Annotated in this window: 16 protein-coding genes; 9 read left to right on the top strand and 7 right to left on the bottom strand. The window is 55.8% G+C overall.

All coding sequences use genetic code 11. The features are described 5' to 3' along the window. From ACWHWP_RS20065 to zupT, 3 genes are all read right to left on the bottom strand, one after another. On the bottom strand, positions 1–2,523 hold the full coding sequence (locus tag ACWHWP_RS20065; protein WP_447856200.1) for a fimbria/pilus outer membrane usher protein: 2,523 nt from the start codon (positions 2,521–2,523) through the stop codon (positions 1–3). Between the two features lie 78 nt (positions 2,524–2,601). Then, positions 2,602–3,177 (bottom strand): fimbrial-like protein, encoded by a 576-nt coding sequence (locus tag ACWHWP_RS20060; protein WP_447856199.1) that lies wholly within the window; start codon positions 3,175–3,177, stop codon positions 2,602–2,604. Positions 3,178–3,600: 423 nt separating this feature from the next. After that, positions 3,601–4,374, bottom strand: coding sequence for a zinc transporter ZupT (gene zupT / locus ACWHWP_RS20055; RefSeq protein WP_063957104.1), 774 nt, complete (start codon positions 4,372–4,374; stop codon positions 3,601–3,603). A gap of 196 nt (positions 4,375–4,570) precedes the next feature. Between zupT and ygiD the strand changes: the two genes are divergently transcribed. Next, entirely contained in the window at positions 4,571–5,359 is a 789-nt protein-coding gene (ygiD, locus tag ACWHWP_RS20050) for a 4,5-DOPA-extradiol-dioxygenase (protein WP_447856198.1), read from the top strand. 79 nt (positions 5,360–5,438) lie between these two features. Here the strand turns inward: ygiD and ACWHWP_RS20045 are convergent, their stop codons facing one another. The 3 genes from ACWHWP_RS20045 to tolC all read right to left on the bottom strand — a co-directional run bounded on the left by ACWHWP_RS20045 (position 5,439) and on the right by tolC (position 8,940). Further along, positions 5,439–6,599: a glutathionylspermidine synthase family protein gene (locus ACWHWP_RS20045; RefSeq protein WP_447856197.1), complete on the bottom strand. Its 1,161-nt coding sequence runs from the start codon at positions 6,597–6,599 to the stop codon at positions 5,439–5,441. Positions 6,600–6,601: 2 nt separating this feature from the next. After that, entirely contained in the window at positions 6,602–7,267 is a 666-nt protein-coding gene (locus ACWHWP_RS20040; protein WP_059310592.1) for a DUF1190 family protein, read from the bottom strand. A gap of 194 nt (positions 7,268–7,461) precedes the next feature. After that, positions 7,462–8,940: an outer membrane channel protein TolC gene (gene tolC, locus ACWHWP_RS20035; RefSeq protein ID WP_059310593.1), complete on the bottom strand. Its 1,479-nt coding sequence runs from the start codon at positions 8,938–8,940 to the stop codon at positions 7,462–7,464. A gap of 204 nt (positions 8,941–9,144) precedes the next feature. Between tolC and nudF the strand changes: the two genes are divergently transcribed. Genes nudF through parE form a run of 5 tightly spaced genes read left to right on the top strand, consistent with a single transcriptional unit; the run spans position 9,145 to position 13,553 of the window. Continuing rightward, on the top strand, positions 9,145–9,777 hold the full coding sequence (gene nudF / locus ACWHWP_RS20030) for an ADP-ribose diphosphatase (RefSeq protein WP_025758512.1): 633 nt from the start codon (positions 9,145–9,147) through the stop codon (positions 9,775–9,777). Beyond that, entirely contained in the window at positions 9,774–10,196 is a 423-nt protein-coding gene (locus ACWHWP_RS20025) for a DUF1249 family protein (protein WP_014833293.1), read from the top strand. The genes nudF and ACWHWP_RS20025 overlap by 4 nt, the downstream gene beginning before the upstream one ends. A gap of 27 nt (positions 10,197–10,223) precedes the next feature. Next, entirely contained in the window at positions 10,224–11,051 is an 828-nt protein-coding gene (gene cpdA, locus ACWHWP_RS20020; protein WP_059310594.1) for a 3',5'-cyclic-AMP phosphodiesterase, read from the top strand. Continuing rightward, positions 11,051–11,632, top strand: coding sequence for an esterase YqiA (gene yqiA / locus ACWHWP_RS20015; protein WP_047347829.1), 582 nt, complete (start codon positions 11,051–11,053; stop codon positions 11,630–11,632). The genes cpdA and yqiA overlap by 1 nt, the downstream gene beginning before the upstream one ends. Positions 11,633–11,660: 28 nt before the next feature. Next, positions 11,661–13,553, top strand: coding sequence for a DNA topoisomerase IV subunit B (gene parE, locus ACWHWP_RS20010; RefSeq protein ID WP_047347830.1), 1,893 nt, complete (start codon positions 11,661–11,663; stop codon positions 13,551–13,553). A gap of 126 nt (positions 13,554–13,679) precedes the next feature. On the opposite strand, the gene ACWHWP_RS20005 is transcribed toward parE, so the two are convergent. After that, on the bottom strand, positions 13,680–15,821 hold the full coding sequence (locus ACWHWP_RS20005) for a TonB-dependent siderophore receptor (RefSeq protein ID WP_447856196.1): 2,142 nt from the start codon (positions 15,819–15,821) through the stop codon (positions 13,680–13,682). Between the two features lie 385 nt (positions 15,822–16,206). On the opposite strand from ACWHWP_RS20005, the gene ACWHWP_RS20000 reads away from it, so the two are divergent. Genes ACWHWP_RS20000 through ACWHWP_RS19990 form a run of 3 tightly spaced genes read left to right on the top strand, consistent with a single transcriptional unit; the run spans position 16,207 to position 19,036 of the window. Continuing rightward, positions 16,207–17,016, top strand: a complete 810-nt coding sequence (locus ACWHWP_RS20000) for an ABC transporter ATP-binding protein (protein WP_063432443.1) — start codon at positions 16,207–16,209, stop codon at positions 17,014–17,016. After that, complete coding sequence (locus ACWHWP_RS19995) at positions 17,016–17,999, top strand: FecCD family ABC transporter permease (protein WP_447856721.1); 984 nt, start codon at positions 17,016–17,018, stop codon at positions 17,997–17,999. Before ACWHWP_RS20000 ends, ACWHWP_RS19995 begins: the two co-directional genes overlap by 1 nt. Further along, entirely contained in the window at positions 17,996–19,036 is a 1,041-nt protein-coding gene (locus ACWHWP_RS19990; RefSeq protein WP_447856195.1) for a FecCD family ABC transporter permease, read from the top strand. Before ACWHWP_RS19995 ends, ACWHWP_RS19990 begins: the two co-directional genes overlap by 4 nt. Positions 19,037–19,040: the final 4 nt, after the last annotated feature.

Here is a 19,040-nt window from a genome sequence, read left to right as displayed (position 1 = left end):
TTAATGCACTGTTTTACAAGGTAAAAATATAGCGTCACCGCTAAGGTTACTTTGGTTCGGCGGCGTGATTTCGCAAGCGTTGCCGGACCAGGTGAGACGTAGCGTGCTGTTTTCCTGAATCCCGCTGAGATAAGCGAAGCCTTCTTCGGCAACCAGCCCGACCTCTTTACCCGTAGCGCTGTCGACGATACTGACGCCCAGGGGCGGGAACTGTCCGTTTTCCTGCCGAATGATGCCGACAATCTGGTAGCCCGTGGTGGCGTTCAGCTTACTGTAAACAATGGCACCTTCGGTCAGCGTGATGCGAATGACGGAGGTTTCAATGTCTACGCCATCAGGCAGCGTGTTGTTGTTAACACGCACCGTTGAGGTGGTGTAGTTGCTGAGTGAAGGCACGACGGCAATACCGAATGCGTTGGTACGCGTGCGCGAACTATTGACCTCAATTCCGGCAACGCCGTCGGCATCGATCATCATGCGGGCGTTATCGGCCGGGCTGTAATCATGCAGGGCTACGCCATGCCGCGTGGCGGTAAGCGAGCCATTCCAGCCCGCGCTGATCGAACGATATTGGTTAGGCTGAACGCTGCCTGAAAGGTTGAGACGTCCGTAGGGGGAATAGTGCTGGTATCCGCCGCGCAATGACGGTTCACCTTCGCGCAAATCGTCTTCCGTCGTCGAGGCAGAGAGGTTCCACGTATTGTTGCGATCGGAGGCGTCATAGTAGGAAACCATGTGAGACGCGCTGTCGCCGCCCGATCGCTGGTAGCTGTACATAATGCTGCGACTCTGTTCCAGCGGAAGGGTGAAGGAGAAGTAGACCTGATTTTCGTCGCTGTCGTCCCAGCGGACCCGGCTTAGCGCCAGCGATGCGGATAAACCTCTTAAATTGCCAATATCAAAATTGCGGCTCACCGAAAAGGAATAGTTCGTGTTGCTGCTGTTGTCCCAGTAGGTGTTACGGGTGACGTTGAAATAGGTATTTAAGGCCAGAGAATCCAGGTACTGGTTGAAAGAGATAACATAGCTCTCTTTTTCGTTTGTCGTTGAGGTATCGCCGTCCCGGGAGGCGAGATATTCGCTCATTGAGACATATTCTTTATCCGAGAATCGATAACCTGCGAAAGTAATCTGGCTGCCGGTTGCCTCAAAGCGTTTCGCATAGTTCGCGCGATAGCTGTAACCACGCTGTTTATCATTTTTTTCCCGATGCAGCGTGGCCTCAGCGCCCGTCACATCAAAAGATATCGAACCGAGCGAATCCAGGTTGAAGCCGATACCGGTGGTCATGGCCTGATAATCATCAGATGTGAGCATGGTACCGCCATAAAGCGAAACGTTACTTAACCAGCCCCAGGAGAGCTCTCCTGTCCAGAAAAGAGGGTTATTGATGTCGTTATGGCCCGTAGCGGTAGGTTTACCGACGGACGTTTTATAACGCACCTGGCCTTTTCGGGTCAGGAAGGGAATTGAGGATGAACCCACCTGGAAGGTGGTTTTGCGCCCATCTTCCTCTTCGACCATTACGTCCAGCTGTCCCTGGTAGGTTTCACCCAGGTCAGAAATTGTGAACGGGCCCGGCGCGACGGTTGTTTGATAAAGAACGCGGCCAGACTGGGAGACGGTCACTTTGGCATTGGTCTGCGCGATGCCGGTAATTTGCGGAGCATAGCCTTGTAAATCTGGCGGCAGCATACTTTCATCACTTTCCAGCGATGCGCCCGTAAAGTGGAAGGTATCAAAAATATCTGAACTTAAGTCGTACTGCCCCAGCTTCATTTTTGATGACAGCGAAGGGATAGGGCGGTAGAGATAGGTCCGTGCCAGACTGCTGTCGCTGCCCGTAGACTCGCCGTGTCGAAAGTTTTGATTGTACTGATAATCTGAACGTAGACGCCAGGCACCCAGGTTAAGCCCGAGCGTACCGTAGGCGCTGACATTCTGGCTGTCGTCGCCCCCGTGCGGATCGTACTGGCTGGCATAGAGATTATAATCGAGTAAAACGCCCGCAATACCTTCATCCCAAAATTCCGGCGGCGTCCAGTTTTGCGCCTGATACTTCATCCATGCCTGGGGAACGGTGACGGAAAGCACCATTGTCCCTTTATTAAGGGAAAAGCCCAGCTCCGGAAAAGTCGAAAGATCAAGGCAACGTCCGACCTGTGAATAATGGAGTCGCGAAATAAAATCGGTGCTCAGTCCGAAATCGGATAGTTGACCGGCATTCACACAAATTTGCGAACCGCTTTCGTTTTCCGTTGCGATCCATTCCATTGTTGCGGATTGAGGCAACGTGTTTTTATTCACCTGAATGCGGACCAGATAGCTACCCGGCGCGATGTGGCCTTTTTTCTCGAACTGGGAAATATCGATATTACTTCGGTCTTCAACGTCAATCATATCTGTGTTGAATTCAACCGCGGAAACTGGCAACACGAATAATGCTGAGTAAAGTGTGGCACTCAGCGAATGCTTAATAAAAGCAGAGAGGCGAGAGAGTTGATGCGCTGAGTGTTTTAGCATAAATCCGTTTCGCTTTTAAAAAGAATGCATAAAAGCCGATGAGTCCTTCATCGGCTACGTTTTCAGACGACAATCAAATTACTTGTATTCAAGAATATAGTTCGCCTGGGCCTGAACGTTACCCGGGGTAGCCGTGCTGCCGGACACGGGCTCCATACGGGCTTTGAAGTTCAGTTCCTGATAGGCATTTGTGGTTGGGAATGACACTTCAATCGGTTTACCCAGCGTGACTTTATTGCTGCCGCTGTCCAGCAAGCGAATGCCTACACCTGTTGCACCGCCAATGTTGCCATCGAGGGTGTTTTTCATCAGGCTGGTGTCAGTCGAATCGGTACTTGCGGAGGCAAAGGTGACCTTCACTTTGTCGATCGTGGTGGTGGTTTGCCCGGTCGTTGTAGAGAGAATGCAATCCTGCAGGTGGATATTTACGTCAACCGGCAGCGAGTTTTTACCGCTGTTCAGCACGCTATCCGCGACTTCGCCTAATTCAATGGTCTGATTTTCATCTCCCGGGGTGATAGAGCAAGGCGCACTGATCACCTCACCGGTAAACGTGATCTTCCCTGAGCCCTGGTTATCTGCCGCCACAGCAGTAAATGACAGGCCAGAAAGCAGTGCCGTTGTCGCAACTGCCAGAATAGTCTTGTTAAACATGAAGATATAATCCTTTATCTAAGATTGGATGGCGCAATAAGTTTAATGAATTAATATTGCAACACATTTATTTCATTAAAGCGGTCGAAATATATCAACCACAATATGGATTATCTCGTGAGCATTTCTTAATGAGCGATTTAGATGTGGTTAATATATTTTTTGAGATTATGAGAGGGATGGATACCTTTTCTATAAAGCCAGAGGCTAGGTTTAAATAGTGATTAACATCAACCTTTTGAGTTTTTTTTAATACACGGAGTGGTAATTGTTTTACGGAAAATAGTTATAAATAATATTTCTTAAGTGAATTCTATGGTGTTCAGAAAGTATGGTGCCGGACTTTGTATCATTAATACTGATAGTTGGCATTCACTGACATTAGAAAAAATTGCGCTCCCTTAATAAGGGGAGCGCAACCGTTCAGCCAATACCCGCCGATTGTAACAAGACGAGGCTGAATCCCATTACGGACATGCCGCACAGCACGCCATAGCTGGGGTTGTTATTAGGGTCGATCTCTTTTGCCAGCGGCATCAGCTCATCTACCGAAAGCGCGACCATAATCCCGGCTACCGCTGCCATGATGGCTGCCATCACAACGGGGGAGACCAGGCTACCCAGGATCAGCCAGGCCAGCACGCCGCCGAGAATTTCTGCCATCCCTGATATCCCTGCCCAGAACACGGCGGTGCGCTTTGAGCCGGTGGCGGCGTAAACCGGCCCGGCGACGGCCAGTCCTTCAGGAATATTGTGTAAGGCGACCGCCAACGCGATGCCAAAGCCCATTTCCAGATTGCTGCTGGCCGTCACGTAGGTGGCGACCCCTTCCGGGAAGTTATGCAGGCTGATGCCCAGCGTCAGCAGAACCGCTGTTCGCTTAATATTCCGCGGCATGGGCGTTACGTTTTTCTGCATTAAATCCTGCGGGTGCGCGTGCGGTAGCATACGGTCGAGGGCAAAGTATCCCAGCAGGCCAAAGACAAACATGCCGTAACCCAGCAGCGGAGACATGCCTTCTGTACCCAGTGCGGCAGGGAGCATCTCCATCAGGGAGATGAGCAGCATGATCCCGGCAGCAAAGCCCAGTGAAAAGGCCAGTACGCGGTTAGATGGCTTCTGGCCAAGCACGCCGAGGATCGCACCGATGAAGGTCGCGGCGCCCGCCAGTATGGTCAGGATCAAGGGGACTGACATGCATTGCTCCTTATGATAATGATTCTCATTAATAGTAATGATTCATTGTGTGCAAAGCGAGAGAGGGAGCTCCGTTTTACACATTCCTTACATTCAAATTTCCTGATGATGATCTTCACGCTTATCTGCGTTCATCTTTGCCCGATTGGGCGTAATGTAGCACCATTAAATTGACACCTTCTGTAAGGATATCACCATGACTTCTTCCCGTATGCCAGCCCTGTTTTTAGGCCACGGTAGCCCAATGAATGTTCTGGAAGACAACGTCTATACCCGCGCATGGCATCATCTGGGCGAGACGCTGCCGCGTCCAAAAGCAATCGTGGTGGTGTCTGCGCACTGGTTTACCCGTGGGACGGGCGTAACCGCGATGGAAACGCCAAAAACCATTCATGATTTCGGTGGTTTCCCGCAGGCGCTGTATGATACGCATTATCCGGCCCCCGGCTCGCCCGAACTGGCGCAGAAGCTGGTGGATTTGCTGGCACCTGTCCCGGTCGCGCTGGATAAAGAAGCCTGGGGCTTTGACCATGGCTCGTGGGGCGTGCTGATCAAAATGTATCCTGAAGCGGATATCCCGATGGTGCAGTTGAGTATCGACAGCACCAAACCCGCGGCATGGCACATGGAGATGGGCCGTAAGCTGGCATCGCTTCGTGATGAAGGCATTATGCTGGTGGCGAGCGGCAACGTGGTGCATAACCTCCGCACGGCGCGCTGGCACGGTGAAAATACCCCGTACCCGTGGGCAACCTCTTTTAACGACTACGTAAAAGCGAACCTGACCTGGCAGGGCCCGTTCGAACATCATCCGCTGGTGAACTATCTGGAGCACGAGGGCGGTTCGCTCTCTAACCCGACGCCGGAGCACTTCCTGCCGCTGCTGTACGTTCTTGGCGCGTGGGATGGTCAGGAACCGGTGACGATCCCGGTCGACGGAATTGAGATGGGGAGTTTGAGTATGTTGTCGGTGCAGGTAGGGTGAAAACATGCCCGGTGGCGCTACGCTTACCGGGCCTACAAAACCGTAGGCCGGGTCAGGCGAAGCCGCCACCCGGCAGATCTTACTCCACAAAGATGTGCGGATAGAAGCGTGACAGATCCTGCGTGATCAGCGCGCGATCTTCGCGGATGCCAATCCCGGCAGGTTGATCGTTGATGAGCCAGCTGCCAATCAGCGTATAGCTGTCGCCAAATTTCGGCAGTTGATAAAATTCCTGGACGATCATGCCTTCCTCGCCGTAAGGCCCTTCAACCGCTTCCAGCGTCTTACCGTTTTCGATGATCGACACGTTTGCGCCTTCGCGGGAGAAAATCGGCTTAACGACGTATTTTTCCATTTCTGGGAAATCGTCTTCCGCAAAGTAGGCTGGCAGCAGGTTCGGGTGGTTCGGGAACATCTTCCACAGCATTGGCAGCAGGGCTTTGTTGGAGATAATGCTCTTCCAGGCCGGTTCCAGCCAGCGCACGCCAGCATCTTCCAGCTTGGTGGAGAACATCTCACGCAGCATATATTCCCACGGGTAGAGCTTGAACAGGTTGCTGATGACCTGATCCTGCATATCCGTAAACTGACCTTTTTCACCCAGGCCGATATCCTCGATATAGAGGAACTCGGTCGCTACCTCCGCTTCGGCGGCGCAATCCTGCAGATACTGAACCGTTCCGCGGTCTTCTTCCGTATCGCGGCAGCAGGCGAGATGCAGCAGGTTGAAGCCATGCTGTTCGTGCAGCTCGGCAAAACGCTCAATCAGCTTTTCCTGCAGGCTGTTGAACTGGTCACTGCCTTCCGGCAGGTTTCCGGCATTGGCCTGGTCTTCCAGCCAGATCCACTGGAAGAACGCCGCTTCGTACAGGGAGGTTGGCGTATCGGCGTTATTTTCCAGGAGCTTAGGTTCACCCACGCCATCCCAGGCGAGATCGAGGCGAGAGTAAAGTGAAGGTTGGTTCGTTTTCCACGACTGGCGTACAAAGCTCCAGGTGTGCTTCGGAATGCGGAATTTGGTCATCAGCTCATCGCTGTCGATAACCTTTTCCACGACCTTCAGGCACATCTGATGCAATTCAGCGGTGACCTCTTCCAGTTTTTCAACCTGGGCCAGCGTGAGCTTGTAATAGGCGTCTTCACACCAGTACGGCTCGCCGTACATGGTGTGGAAGTTAAAACCGTATTCGGTGGCTTTTTCACGCCAGTCCGGGCGCTCGACAATACTGACTCGTTCCATAATCAGCCGCCCATTGAGCGAGTCGAAGACCCGGTCGCGCTGCGCTGCATGGTGGTTTGTTTCGCCACAGATTCACCAAAGCCACCGCGGGTGATGGTGCTGGTGGTTGCTGGCTTAGGTGCCATCGCCGTTTTAGGCACGGTCGTGGTACGGCCAGGCGTTGCTGCACCGTAGTTTTTACCGGTGGCGTCTGTGTATTTACCGTATGCCGGGCTGTTTGGGTTTTTGGAGCTAAACAGCGGCTGCTGCTGGTAGCCCGCGCCGCCGCTCATCATTCGGCCCATCATGTAGCCCGCCATCAGCGGCATCCAGAAGCTGCCGCTGGACTGCGCCTGCGCCTGGTTTTCCGGCGCCATGCCTGCCTGAGCAGGAGCCTGCTGGCACTGGCCTTCGCCAAATTCCGCCACGCAGTCTTCGCGCGAAGCATATTTCGGTGCGGTACGTTCCGCTTCTTTCAGCGCGCTGGTGTAGGCCGTCTTACATTCGGCAGCTTTACCGGTTGCGGCAGAGCAGTCGTCTGCGTTTTGATACATCGAGACCGTTTCGTCGCTTTGCTCACAGCCTGCCAGCATAAAGACGGCGGTGACCGCCAGTGCAACAGGGGTGAGGTGACGTGCGTTCCAGCTTTTGCGGAACGACGCGTGATTCATCGTTTTTGTCCGTTTCATATTTGTCTTCCAGGACCCAGTGGTAATAACGCTCAGGATAGAGGATGAGTGGTTGAAAATGAAGCGAAGAGGGGCGGAATCAGGGGGATCTTTACGTTGGCTTACGTTCGGGTGTGATTTTGCGCCGGGTGGCGCTGCGCTTACCCGGCCTACGATCAAGTAGGCCCGATAAGCGAAGCGCCATCGGGCAATGTTTAGTTACGGAACGGATTATTGCCTTTGCTGGCAGGCGCAGTGGTACGCGCAGCAGCTGGCTGTGCAGCAGGGGTATTGCTGTCACCGTTGAAGTTATCTACGGCGGCAACCTGCTCCGGGTTCTCCGGTGCAACGCTGTCCGGAGAGGTGGAGACCGGTTTACCCAGCGCGCTGTTCAGCATCTGCAGGTCTTGCTCGTTCAGCGTACCCAGAGCCTGTTTGATGTTCAGCTGGTTAATCAGGTACTGGTATCGCGCGCTGGAGAGCTGCTGTTTAGCGTTATAAAGCGTGGTGGTCGCGTCCAGCACGTCAACGATGGTACGTGTACCGACGGAGTAGCCCGCTTCCATCGCATCCAGGGAACTCTGTGCAGACACAACGGCCTGTTTATAGGCGTTGATGCTGCTGATCGAAGCGTTTACGTTGTTGAAGGAAGAACGCACGGTCTGCACCACATTGCGGTGAGCGCTTTCCAGTTGCTCGCTCGCGCCAACAAAGTTGTACTGCGCCTGTTTCACCTGGGAGTTGACCTGACCGCCCTGGTACAGCGGCAGGGAGAAGCTCAGGCCGACTTTGTTCTGGCCCTGGTTGCTGTCGTCATACTGGGCTGTGTTGGTTTTAGAGCCGCTATAGGTAGTATCAGAAACACCGGTAGACGCGCTCAGGCTCAGGGTTGGCAGATGGCCGTCCTGCGCCTGACGAATTTGCTCGCGGGCCAGGTCCTGGCTCAGACGCGCCTGCAGCAAGGTCAGGTTGCGGTTTTCCGCTTCTTTCAGCAGGGCGTTAACCGCCTGCGGTTTATCCGTTTTGAAGCTGTCCACGTTCAGGGACGCCAGTTCAGGATAGTAATTCCCGGTGACCTGGCGCAGGGATTCCAGCGCGTTATCGAGGTTGTTACGCGCGGTCACTTCGTTGGCCAGAACGGTGTCGTACTGTGAACGGGCGTTCTGCACGTCGGTGATCGCCACCAGACCCACGTTGAAACGCTGGGTGGTTTGATCTAACTGACGGTAAATAGCCTGTTTCTGCGCTTCGGTGTAGGAGAGCGCGTCAATCGCGCTCAGCACGTTAAAGTAAGCCGTGGCAGTGTTCAGGATCAGCGTTTGCTGGTCGGTCTGATAGGTCACATCCTGGATACCCGCGCTCTTTTCCTGCAGGGTCAGGGCGCGCCATTTGGACATATCAAACAGCGTCTGTGTTAATTGCAGTGAGGCGCTGGTAGCATTGGAGTTAACGCCGTTAGCGTCGCGGAAACCGTTGCTGTAGGTATAATCTGCACCTAAACCTAACTGTGGCAGCAATGGGCTACGCGCTTCGTTAATCTTTTCAAACGCAGCATCACGATCGGCCGCTGATTTACGTAAATCAGGGTTGCCCAGACGTGCCTGCTGGTAGACCTGTAACAGGTTTTCCGCCTGGCTCATTGCACTGAAGCCCGTCAGGCTCAGGCCGATAAGGATGGGGAGCAATTTCTTCATTTGCATTCCTTGTTGTGAAGCAGTATTAGCGCTGATCTAATTAAAAAATAATTGCCGATTCTAACAGAATCATCCACACCAAAAGGTTGGCGTTACGTGCCATCTGGCGGTAATTTGCACCAATCTATCATATAGCCTTACAAACGGCAGCCAAACAGCCTTGAAATTCACAATTTCATCACCATTGCTACCAGGACTCGACTCATGCAAAAACCAGAAAAGTTGCCCGTGACATTCGCCAAAAACGATGTAGAAATTATTGCACGAGAAACGCTTTATAGCGGTTTTTTTTCAATGGAACTTTACCGTTTCAGGCATCGCCTGTTTAACGGTGAAATGAGCGGCGAAATCAGACGCGAAATTTTTGAGCGCGGGCATGCGGCAGTCTTGCTACCCTTTGACCCAGTGCGCGATGAAGTTGTGCTGGTGGAACAGATCCGCATAGCCGCTTATGACGTGAGCGAGAGCCCGTGGCTGCTGGAGATGGTGGCCGGGATGATCGAAGAAGGTGAGTCGGTCGAAGACGTCGCCCGGCGCGAGGCGCTGGAAGAGGCGGGGCTGGTGGTGGGCCGCACAAAACCGGTGCTGAGCTATCTTGCAAGCCCGGGAGGCACCAGCGAGCGCTTGTCCATTATGGTGGGTGAAGTGGACGCCACGACGGCGGAAGGGATCCACGGTCTGGCTGATGAAAACGAAGATATTCGGGTTCATGTGGTGAGCCGGGAGCAGGCTTACCAGTGGGTAGAAGAGGGGAAAATCGACAACGCAGCGTCTGTCATCGCCCTGCAATGGCTACAGCTGCATTATCAGACATTACGAAACGAGTGGAAAAAATGAAGCGCTATACGCCTGACTTCCCAGAAATGATGCGCCTGTGCGAAACCAATTTCGCACAATTGCGCCGCCTGCTGCCGAAAAACGACGCACCCGGCGAAACGGTAAGCTATCAGGTGAGCAACGCGCAGTATCGGTTAACCATAACAGAATCAACGCGCTACACTACGCTGGTGGAGATTGAGCAAACGGCACCCAGCATTAGCTACTGGAGCCTGCCGTCGATGACGGTCCGCCTCTACCACGATGCGATGGTCGCTGAAGTGTGTTCAAGCCAGCAGATCTTTCGCTTCAAGGCGCGGTATGATTACCCGAATAAAAAGTTGCATCAACGCGACGAAAAGCATCAAATTAACCAGTTTTTAGCCGACTGGCTAAGATATTGTTTAGCACATGGAGCAATGGCGATTCCGGTTTGTTAGCGTCATAAACCTACCTAAGGACACCATTTGGAAAGCCTGTTGAACCTGACTGTTGCTGGTGGGGCGCCAGTCAGGATATTACAAATCACCGATACCCACCTTTTTGCCGAAAAGCATGAGACGCTACTGGGGGTCAACACCTGGGAGAGTTATCAGGCGGTACTGAGCGCCATTCACGCTGAAAATCGTGTATGCGATCTGATTGTCGCAACCGGCGATCTGGCGCAGGATCAATCCTCCGCGGCCTACCAGCATTTTGCTGAAGGCATCGCGAGCTTTAGCGTACCTTGCGTCTGGCTGCCAGGAAACCATGATTTCCAGCCTGCGATGTACAGTTCCCTCCAGGATGCGGGGATCTCTCCGGCGAAATGCGTTTTTGCGGGCGAACAGTGGCAGATCCTGCTGCTGGACAGCCAGGTGTTTGGCGTCCCGCACGGTGAGTTAAGCGAGTTTCAACTCGACTGGCTGGAGACCAAACTGGCTGCTGAACCTGAACGTCATACGCTGTTGCTGCTTCATCATCATCCTCTGCCAGCCGGGTGCAGCTGGCTCGATCAACACAGCCTGCGCAACTCCGCGGCGCTGGATCGCGTGCTGGCAAAGTTTCCGCGGGTGAAAAATCTGCTGTGTGGACATATTCATCAGGAACAGGATCTCGACTGGAACGGACGTCGGATGCTGGCGACGCCGTCGACCTGCGTTCAGTTTAAGCCGCACTGTGCCAACTTTACGCTGGATACCATCGCGCCAGGCTGGCGCTGGCTGGAACTGCATGCCGATGGCACGCTGACCACGGAAGTCTGTCGTTTAACCGGCGCACAGTTCCGCCCGGACACCGCTTCAGAAGGCTATTGATGTCTACGCTCCTTTATCTGCACGGATTCAACAGCTCGCCGCGCTCCGCAAAAGCGACACAGTTTCGCCAGTGGCTGAGCGAGCATCACCCCGACGTTGAGATGATCATCCCGCAGCTGCCGCCTTACCCGGCTCAGGCCGCGGAGATGCTGGAATCTATCGTGCTCGGGCACGGCGGAGAATCATTCGGTGTGGTCGGCTCATCGCTGGGCGGGTACTACGCCACCTGGCTCTCGCAATGCTTTATGCTGCCCGCCGTTGTGGTTAATCCGGCGGTACGGCCGTTTGAGCTGCTGCGGGACTTTCTTGGCGAAAACGAGAACCCCTACACCGGCCAGCAATATGTGCTAGAGTCACGCCATATTTACGATCTCAAAGTTATGCAGGTCGACCCGCTTGAGGCACCGGATCTCATCTGGCTGCTGCAACAGACGGGAGATGAAGTGCTGGATTACCGCCAGGCAGTGGCGTATTACGCATCCTGCCGCCAGACTATAGAAGAGGGCGGAAACCATGCTTTCACGGGCTTTGAGAATCATTTCACCCAGATTGTCGATTTTCTTGGACTGCACAGCCACTGACAATCAATGCGAATTGCTAGTTTAAATCATGACGCAAACCTACAACGCTGATGCCATTGAGGTCCTCACCGGGCTTGAGCCGGTTCGCCGCCGCCCGGGGATGTACACCGATACGACGCGCCCAAACCATCTGGGCCAGGAAGTTATTGATAACAGTGTGGACGAAGCGCTGGCTGGCCATGCCAAACGCGTTGACGTTATCCTGCATGCCGATCAGTCGCTGGAAGTCATCGACGACGGGCGCGGCATGCCGGTGGATATCCACCCGGAAGAGGGTGTGCCAGCCGTCGAGCTGATCCTCTGTCGCCTGCATGCGGGCGGTAAGTTCTCCAACAAAAACTACCAGTTCTCCGGTGGCTTACACGGCGTGGGCATTTCCGTCGTCAACGCCCTGTCCAAACGCGTGGAAGTGAACGTCCGTCGCGACGGCCAGGTCTATAACATCGCGTTTGAAAATGGCGATAAGGTGCAGGATCTGCAGGTTGTCGGCACGTGCGGTAAACGCAACACCGGGACCAGCGTCCACTTTTGGCCTGACGAAAGCTTCTTCGACAGCCCGCGCTTTTCTGTTTCTCGCCTCACGCACCTGCTGAAAGCCAAAGCGGTGCTGTGTCCGGGCGTAGAAATCACCTTTACCGATCACGTTAACAATACCGCACAAACCTGGTGCTACGCCGACGGTCTGAACGACTACCTGTGCGAAGCGGTAAACGGCCTGCCAACGCTGCCGGAAAAACCGTTTGTCGGTAACTTTAGCGGCGATACCGAAGCCGTGGACTGGGCGCTGCTGTGGCTGCCGGAAGGCGGCGAGCTGCTGACCGAAAGCTATGTTAACCTGATCCCGACCATGCTCGGCGGTACCCACGTCAACGGCCTGCGTCAGGGGCTGCTGGACGCGATGCGCGAGTTCTGCGAATACCGCAATATCCTGCCGCGCGGCGTGAAGCTGTCGGCGGAAGATATCTGGGACCGCTGCGCTTACGTGCTTTCCGTGAAGATGCAGGATCCGCAGTTTGCCGGCCAGACCAAAGAGCGCCTCTCTTCACGTCAGTGCGCGGCGTTCGTCTCCGGCGTGGTGAAAGATGCGTTTACCCTGTGGCTGAACCAGAACGTTCAGGCGGCAGAGATGCTGGCTGAAATGGCCATCTCCAGCGCCCAGCGTCGTCTGCGTGCCGCGAAGAAAGTGGTGCGTAAAAAGCTCACCAGCGGCCCCGCGCTGCCGGGCAAGCTGGCAGACTGTACCGCGCAGGACCTGAACCGTACCGAGCTGTTCCTCGTGGAAGGGGACTCGGCAGGCGGATCGGCCAAGCAGGCGCGCGATCGCGAATATCAGGCGATCATGCCGCTCAAGGGTAAGATCCTGAATACCTGGGAGGTCTCTTCAGATGAAGTGCTGGCCTCGCAGGAAGTTCATGATATTTCGGTAGCGATCGGCATCGATCCCGACAGCGACGATCTGAGCCAGCTGCGCTACGGCAAGATCTGTATCCTCGCGGATGCGGACTCCGATGGTCTGCACATCGCCACGCTGCTGTGCGCGCTGTTTGTGAAGCACTTCCGCACGCTGGTGAAAAACGGTCACGTCCACGTGGCGCTGCCGCCGCTGTACCGTATCGACCTTGGCAAAGAGGTTTACTACGCGCTGACGGAAGAAGAGAAAGCGGGCGTGCTGGAGCAGCTCAAGCGTAAGAAGGGCAAGCCTAACGTTCAGCGCTTTAAAGGGCTGGGCGAGATGAACCCGATGCAGCTGCGCGAAACGACGCTGGATCCGAATACCCGCCGTCTGGTACAGCTGACGATCAGCGACGAGGACGAACAGCAAACCAACGCCATGATGGATATGCTCCTTGCCAAGAAACGTTCGGAAGACCGACGTAACTGGCTGCAGGAGAAAGGCGATATGGCGGATATTGAGGCCTGATGCTGAAAAAGCCCTGCGATGCAGGGCTTTTTTTTGCCCGGTGGCGCTGCGCTTACCGGGCCTACGATCGATCCCCTCGCCCCTCTGGGGAGAGGGTTAGGGTGAGGGGAACACCCCGCACTGACATCAAAACTCCATCTTCACCGTAAACTGCACTTCGCGCGGATCGCCAATCTGGTTGCCCAGGTTGTTGGTCGCGATAGACGAGGTGTAGTAGGTCTTATCAAACAGGTTCTTCACGTTGACCTGCAGCGTCACCGGATACTGCAGCTTCATCTTATATGCCGCAAACGCATCCGCCACGACATACCCCGGCAGGTAGTAATCCGCCCCGTTGGTTGCGGAACGACGGCTTACGCCGTGCCCGCCGCCGCCCAGCGTCAGGGTATTCCCGGCAAACGCATTGTGAATATCGTAGGTCAGGAACAGGGAGCCGGTATGGCGCGGCACGTTCGGCAGCGGTTTGCCGGCATAGTCCGGATCTTCCAGCACCTTCGCGTCGGTATAGCCGTAGCTGGCGATAATGTTGGTGTTTTCGGTCAATGACCCGGCAAGATCCACTTCAACGCCCTGAGAGCGCACGCGGCCCGCGGTTTTGGCGACGGTTTCATCTCCAATGCTCTCGGTGTACAACACGTTGCGCTTGTGGATATCAAACAGCGCAATGTTGGCGGTAATGCCGTTGAACAGGTCAAACTTGGCGCCCACTTCGTAAGCATTCGACGTTTCCGGCGGCAGGTCGCCAATGTAGCTCGCAATGGACGACTGCGGCATAAACGTCTGGGAATAGTTGGCAAACAGCGAGACCGCCGGGGTGAGCTTATAAACAAGACCTAGCTTCGGCGTCCACTGGTCGTCGCGGCTGTCGGTGTTCACGTTAAACGGACGGCCTTTGCCCGCGTACTGGGTGTAATACTGGTAGCGCAGTCCGGCGACGGCGATCCACTTATCGGTCAGGTACAGCGCGTCCTGCGCGTAGGCGGAGTAGCTCTCCTGCTTAATGGTTTGATCGCTGTCGGATGCCGAGACGGTGGTGCACTTGCCCAGGCTGCCGTAACTCGGGTTGTAAATGTTGAAGTCCTTAACGTTCTTACAGCGGATCATATCCGTACGCAGCAGATCGTAATTCTCATACGACACGCCGGTCAGGATCTCATTGTAAAAGCCCGCGATGTCCACGTTCCCCTGCAGATCCGCTCGCGTCGTGTGCATACGCTGGGTCGAACCCTGGGTCGCATCCACGCGGCGGGTCAGGTTGCCGGTTTTTGAATCATAGGCCATTACGCGGGCCTGGTTATCGCTGTATTTATCCTGGCTGAAGCTATAGTCGAACTTCGCGGTCCACTGGCTGTTGAGGCGATATTCCGCGTTGAGCTGGGCGAGATCGGACTGCCCGTCGGTGACGTTAAACGGCTCGTCAAAGCGGGTTTTACGATCCACATTCACCGGCTGTTTAGTGTTGAGATCGAAGATCGTTCCGCGATCGAACGGCGTCTTATAGTCGCGATGCGAATAGAGCACGGTCACGGTGGCATCGTCGCCAAACCAGGTGAGCGACGGAGCGATAAAGGTGCTGCGCTCGTTGCCAAAATTACGCCAGTAATCCTCGTCCTGATATTCGCCCGTGAGGCGATACGCGAGACGCGTGCCGTCAATCGGGCCGGTCACGTCTACCTGTCCGGTACCGCCGCCAAAGCTGGAAGAGGTGGCGGAAATCGAACCGCCGAAGGTCTTCTCCGGGCGTTTGGTGACGACGTTAATCAGGCCGCCCGGATCGAGAATGCCATAAAGCGTCGAGGCCGGGCCTTTCAGCACCTCTACGCGCTCGGTTGCGGCATTAAAGCTGCGCGGCAGTACGGTGCGCAGGCCATTGGTCATGATCGAGCCGTCGCGGTTCGCGCCAAACCCGCGGCGCACAAAGGCATCCTGCGTGCCGCCCAGGGTGTTGGTCTGTACCACGTTGCTGACGTTATAGAGCGCTTCATCCAGCGTGGTGGCGTGCTGATCCTCCAGCACTTTATCGCTGACGGTATTCACCACCTGCGGGATATCCAGCATCGGCATGTTGGTTAGCGTGGCGGTGGAGGTATTCAGCGGCTGATAGCCATTCGTAGCCTCCACCACGGTATTTGCATCGGCGGTGACGGTAAGCGTTTCGCCGTCTTTAGCCGCGGTGGTATCTGCCGCCTGCACCAGCGGTGCCATAAACAGCAGTGAAAAGAGCGCGCGCCCTTTTACCCCAGAGAGGGAAGGTGTGAACGTAGCCATTACATCTGTTATCCCGAAATATCCCGCGAATGACGTTTCGCGGAAGAATGTGTGAGTCATTGCCCTTAATGGTCTGCTCGTTAGCCTGAAACGGCATCGAACATGTAATTGAGAATCATTCAATCATGTGCGGATGTAGTAGTAAATGGAAAAAAGCAAAAATCAGCTACAGCTATAAGCGATGCGTAAAAGTGCAGAGAAATAACATTCAATTCATTGAAATTAAAGCTTTTATTATTTTGGTGTTTTTTGTAATGCCTTCCGTTTACCCCTTGTGTTTTCAGGGTGTTTCTTCTCTTGACTACTACATAGCGCGGCGTCAAACTCTCAAAAGAGAATGAGTTTTATTTTTATTTGTTATTTTTTTCATTACGTTGGCGTTCACGTGGCTCACAACACAAACAAACCGGGACTGGTTCTGGAGAACCTCTCTGCGGGCTATCAGAAAAAAATCATCATTGATGAGATCTCCCTTGCGATCCCTCAGCAGAAAATGACGGTGCTGGTAGGGGCGAACGGCTGCGGGAAATCAACGCTGTTAAGTACTATCGCGCGGCTGCTGCAGCCGCTTGGGGGAACCGCGCTGCTGGACGGCAAAGCCATTCATGAGCAGCCAACCAAAGCGGTTGCCCGCGAGCTTGGCATTCTGCCCCAGTCTCCGCTGCTGCCGGAAGGGTTAACCGTCTTCGATCTGGTCTCGCGCGGGCGGTTTCCCTGGCAAAATTTTATGCGTCAGTGGAGTGACGAAGACGAGCTGGCGGTGGAAGAGGCCCTGCGCCTGACCGGCACGGCAGACTTTGCGCACCTGCCGGTCGAAAGCTTGTCCGGCGGCCAGCGCCAGCGCTGCTGGATTGCCATGGCGCTGGCGCAGCAAACGCCGTATATCCTGCTTGACGAGCCCACGACGTTTCTCGACCTCCGCTATCAGGTGGAGATCCTGGAGCTGCTGCACGCCCTGACCCGCCAGCACGGACGTACCGTGGTGGTGGTGCTACACGATCTCAACTTCGCGGTGAACTACGGCGATTCGCTGGTCTTTTTACGCCAGGGAAAAGTGGAGGGGGTATTGCATGAAGGCGACGTCTGCACGCCGGAGCTAATTAAAGCGGTGTTCGATGTCGACGTGCATATGTCCATTAACCCGCTGACCGGCAAGCCGTTCTTTATGCCCTTTCGCCAGGTCGCAGAAAAATGATGATGCGCACGTCTCTGGCATTTATCCTTTTTGCGCTCCTGCTGGCGGCGGCAGCGGTTGCACACCTCGGGATCGGCGCGCGCGTTATTCCTCCCTGGACGGTGGCCCAGGCTTTTTTCGCTTTCGACCCGCATAATTTCGACCATAACGTCATCATCAGGCTGCGCCTGTTACGCCTCATTGCCGCCACGGTGACCGGCGCGGCGCTGGGCGTGGCGGGGGTATTATTGCAGTCGGTCATCCGCAACCCGCTGGGCGAGCCGCATATTCTGGGGCTTAATGCCGGGGCGGCGCTGGCGGTGGTGCTGACGAGCGCGCTGGGGCTGACCCTGCCGGTTGGCCAGCCGCTTATTGCCGCCGCCGGTGCCGCCACGCTGTTTTTACTGGTGCTGATGTTCTCCTCTTCCGGTCGCACCGGGCTCACGCCGATGAAAATCACCCTGTACGGCGTCGCGATGTCGGCTTTTGCCTCGTCAGTCACCGCCGCCGTGTTGATTCTGGACGAACAGACGCTGCTCTCCCTGCGTACCTGGCTTGCGGGGGATTTAGCCGGGGTTAACGCACAGACGCTGCAGAGCGCCCTGTGGGCTGCAGCAGCCGGCTTGGTTCTCGCTATCGGACTGTCACCTTCTCTCAACATGCTGGCGCTGGGCGACAGAATGGCCCAGGGGCTTGGCGTGTCGCTGCTGAAAACCCGCCTGCTTGCCCTGTTGGCCATCGCGCTGCTCTGCGGCGCGGCCGTCTCCATCGCCGGGCCGATTGGCTTTATCGGCCTTGTGGTGCCGCAGCTCATTCGCCGTCTGGTGTCGGTCGATCTACGTGCGATGGTGCCGCTGTCTGCCCTGTGCGGCGCATTGGTTTTGCTGCTGGCGGATATCGCCGCCCGCACGCTCTTTACGCCCTGGGAGCTGGCAACCGGCATTATGACCGCGCTGGCTGGTGCCCCCGTCTTTATCTTCATGGCCTCGAGGATATTTAAATGAACCGCGCCGGACTGCGCGCGCTGCGCGTTGGCGCTTTCTCGGCGCTGGTTCGTCCAAAGGCGCTGGCGTGTCTGGTCATCCTGGCGCTGGCCGCCTGCCTGCTGACCGGTTTTGGCCTGACGCACGGTTCCCTGCCCATTCCCACATCCGATGTCGGGCGCGCGCTGTTTTATCCTGAAAGCCTGACGGCGGAGGCGCGCTACATCGTGATGGACATCCGCCTGCCGCGCTTGCTGATGGCAATACTGAGCGGCGCCATGCTCGGCATGGCTGGGGCGGCAATGCAGTCAATTACTCGCAATGGCCTGGCTGACCCGGGGCTTATCGGCGTGAAAGAGGGCTGTAGCGCGGCGGTACTGCTGCTGATTTTTCAGTTCCCGGCGCTGGGTCTGGCCTGGCGCCCGCTGGTCGGGATGGCCGGCGGGCTGTTCACCGCGCTGCTGGTGATAGCCCTGGCGCGCGATATCTCGCGCCCGCGATTCATCCTGATCGGTATCGGCGTGTCGTGGGCATTTGCCGCGGCAATGGGCGTCTTTATTACCACCGCTGACGTACGCGACGTGCAGACGGCGATGCTCTGGCTGACGGGAAGCCTGCACGCGGCTAACTGGACGCTGGTGGGACTGGCCGCACTCTGGGCGGCTCCCGCGGTTGCGCTGCTGCTGTTAACCGCGCGGGCCGCGGACGTGGCGTTGCTCGGCAATCAGGCCGCTACGGGTCTTGGCGTTCGCACAACCCGGCTGGCGCTGCTGCGGGTTCTCGCCCCGGTGGTGCTGACGGCGGCCAGCGTCTCCTGCGTGGGCAGTATTGGTTTCGTGGGGCTGATTGCCCCGCATATGGCACGCCTGCTGCTGCGCGGTGGGCAAACCGCGCTCCTGGCGGGAAGCGCCGTGCTGGGCGCGCTGCTGGTGCTGCTGGCGGATAACGTTGGCCGTTTGGCATTCCTCCCGCTGCAGCTGCCGGCGGGAATTGTGATTTCACTGATTGGCGGACCGTTTTTCCTGCTGCTGCTCTGGCAGCGTCGGGACAGATTTTAGGGGA

The organism is Enterobacter sp. WI-ESBL-E8, from assembly GCF_053364895.1.
This window is presented reverse-complemented; position numbering and strand designations above follow the sequence as displayed.

Excerpts from the sequence above, each read along its gene's own strand:
- tolC (WP_059310593.1), bottom strand. The coding sequence starts at position 8,940 with ATGAAGAAATTGCTCCCCATCCTTATCGGCCTGAGCCTGACGGGCTTC.
- nudF (WP_025758512.1), top strand. The coding sequence starts at position 9,145 with ATGCAAAAACCAGAAAAGTTGCCCGTGACATTCGCCAAAAACGATGTA.
- ygiD (WP_447856198.1), top strand. The coding sequence starts at position 4,571 with ATGACTTCTTCCCGTATGCCAGCCCTGTTTTTAGGCCACGGTAGCCCA.
- ACWHWP_RS20060 (WP_447856199.1), bottom strand. The coding sequence starts at position 3,177 with ATGTTTAACAAGACTATTCTGGCAGTTGCGACAACGGCACTGCTTTCT.
- ACWHWP_RS20065 (WP_447856200.1), bottom strand. The coding sequence starts at position 2,523 with ATGCTAAAACACTCAGCGCATCAACTCTCTCGCCTCTCTGCTTTTATT.
- ACWHWP_RS20040 (WP_059310592.1), bottom strand. The coding sequence starts at position 7,267 with ATGAAACGGACAAAAACGATGAATCACGCGTCGTTCCGCAAAAGCTGG.
- ACWHWP_RS19995 (WP_447856721.1), top strand. The coding sequence starts at position 17,016 with ATGATGCGCACGTCTCTGGCATTTATCCTTTTTGCGCTCCTGCTGGCG.
- ACWHWP_RS19990 (WP_447856195.1), top strand. The coding sequence starts at position 17,996 with ATGAACCGCGCCGGACTGCGCGCGCTGCGCGTTGGCGCTTTCTCGGCG.
- parE (WP_047347830.1), top strand. The coding sequence starts at position 11,661 with ATGACGCAAACCTACAACGCTGATGCCATTGAGGTCCTCACCGGGCTT.
- zupT (WP_063957104.1), bottom strand. The coding sequence starts at position 4,374 with ATGTCAGTCCCCTTGATCCTGACCATACTGGCGGGCGCCGCGACCTTC.
- ACWHWP_RS20005 (WP_447856196.1), bottom strand. The coding sequence starts at position 15,821 with ATGGCTACGTTCACACCTTCCCTCTCTGGGGTAAAAGGGCGCGCGCTC.
- yqiA (WP_047347829.1), top strand. The coding sequence starts at position 11,051 with ATGTCTACGCTCCTTTATCTGCACGGATTCAACAGCTCGCCGCGCTCC.
- ACWHWP_RS20045 (WP_447856197.1), bottom strand. The coding sequence starts at position 6,599 with ATGGAACGAGTCAGTATTGTCGAGCGCCCGGACTGGCGTGAAAAAGCC.
- ACWHWP_RS20025 (WP_014833293.1), top strand. The coding sequence starts at position 9,774 with ATGAAGCGCTATACGCCTGACTTCCCAGAAATGATGCGCCTGTGCGAA.